Genomic DNA, 1,614 nt, shown 5'->3' with positions numbered 1-1,614 from the left:
ACCCTCGAGCGCTGCGCCGAGGTGACCGAAGCCGTCCTGCACGAAGTCTTCGCTGCCCTGCATCGACACCGGGTGGTTCTCGAGCACATGCTGCTGAAGCCGAGCATGGTCGTTGCCGGCAAGGAGCAGGCGCAACAGGCGCCGGTTGCCGAGGTCGCCGCCCAGACGATCCGCGTCCTGAGGCGATGCGTGCCGGCGGCCGTGCCGGGCATCTTCTTCCTGTCGGGCGGACAGACGCCCGCTGAGGCGACCGTCCATCTCGACGCGATGAACCGGCTCGGGGCGCAGCCTTGGGGCTTGAGCTTCTCGTACGGGCGCGCGCTGCAGGAGCCGGTGCTGCAGGCCTGGAAGGGGCAGGCAGGCAATGCGCGCAGCGCGCAAGACGCGTTGCTCGAACGAGCGCGGCTTAACGGCGCGGCGCGCGAAGGGCGGTATGACCCAGCGATGGAGGCAGCCGCCGCGAAATGAACTCGAGCTGACTCCGCGAGCGTGGTGCTGCCGTTGCCGTATCCGCAAAACGAGACCATCCGTGCCGTGACCCTGGCGACGCACGACATGGCTCGCGCGGGGCGGTTCTACAGGGCATTGGGATCCACGGTCTGGTTTCCCTTAACTCTTAACCTCATTGCCAAAGCCGCGGCCGTCCGCTACGAACAAAGTACGCCACTCAGCCCAGTTCGAGCAGCACGGGTTGGTGATCGGATGCGTCGGTGGTGGCATCGACCCGCATGTCGTGCACGCATGGTGAGAGATCGGCGCTCACGTATACGAAGTCGAAGGTGAAGGGCTGGCCGGGCCATTGTTCCTTGTCGTGGATGCCCACCGTCGGCTCGTGCGGCCGGCCGGGGTGCGCGATTTCCCACGCATCGCGGTATGCCGGCGTCACGGCATCCAGAGGGGCGAGCAGCCGTGCCCTGTCTGTGGTGTCGGGCCTGAAATTGCAATCGCCGGCAAGAATCGCCGACGCGGCGCGATCCACGCTTTCAAATGGGCCGTCCGATGCATCGCCGGGCCGCTTGGCGCGCGCGTGGGCCACGGCCTCACGGTGAAGTTCGCGCAAGCGGTCAATCTGGGCCGTGCGCTGGCGCTCCGAGTAGTACTCGAGATGGGTCGTTGTCACGCGCAGGAGACCCATCGGCGTGTCTAGCGTGGCTTCGATCGCAACCCGCTGCATGCTCATCACGTCAGCCTCTACCGGCCATGGCAGCAGGTGTCGGAACACTTGTCGGACCGGAAGACGCGAGAACAACATGTTGCCGAAGTGGCGTCGTTCACCGGCGCGGCCAAGTGTGTCTGTGGCCACGCCGGCAACGGACGTGTAACCGGGAAGCAGCGCCCCGAGGCGCTCGAACTGGTCGCTGCCATCGCAGCCGCGCAGTTCTGAATAACCGGCCGATACCTCCTGCAAGCACAGAACGTCGAAGTCCGCGAACCGACGCGCGTGGGCGACGATGCGCTCGAGATCCACGCGACCGTCGCAGCCGCGACCCCACTGGATGTTCCAACTGACCAGCTTCATGATTTGCCAAGTCCAGACACTGAACCGCCCCGGAAATCCTGGAGGCCCGTTGGTGTGAGTCAGGCCGGCATGGCCGACTCGGCGAGTTGACGATG

General features: G+C 65.9%; 2 protein-coding genes. One reads left to right on the top strand and one right to left on the bottom strand.

All coding sequences use genetic code 11. The annotated features are described in order from the left end of the window. Positions 1-468 (top strand): class I fructose-bisphosphate aldolase (locus RMO12_RS15645; protein WP_309639979.1); only part of this gene is annotated, 468 nt, incomplete at its 5' end. Positions 469-667: 199 nt separating this feature from the next. Here RMO12_RS15645 and RMO12_RS15640 read toward each other — a convergent pair. Continuing rightward, a complete protein-coding gene (locus tag RMO12_RS15640) occupies positions 668-1,519 on the bottom strand; it encodes an endonuclease/exonuclease/phosphatase family protein (protein ID WP_309639978.1) in 852 nt (283 codons plus the stop codon). Positions 1,520-1,614 lie beyond the last annotated feature (95 nt).

It is taken from the genome of Methylibium sp. (assembly GCF_031393925.1).
In the GTDB taxonomy this organism is placed as follows: domain Bacteria; phylum Pseudomonadota; class Gammaproteobacteria; order Burkholderiales; family Burkholderiaceae_C; genus Methylibium.
Note: the sequence above shows the minus strand (reverse complement) of the source record. Positions and strands in the feature narration are given on the sequence as shown.

Bases quoted from the DNA above. Each gene is read 5' to 3' on its own strand.
- RMO12_RS15640 (WP_309639978.1), bottom strand. From the start codon at position 1,519: ATGAAGCTGGTCAGTTGGAACATCCAGTGGGGTCGCGGCTGCGACGGT.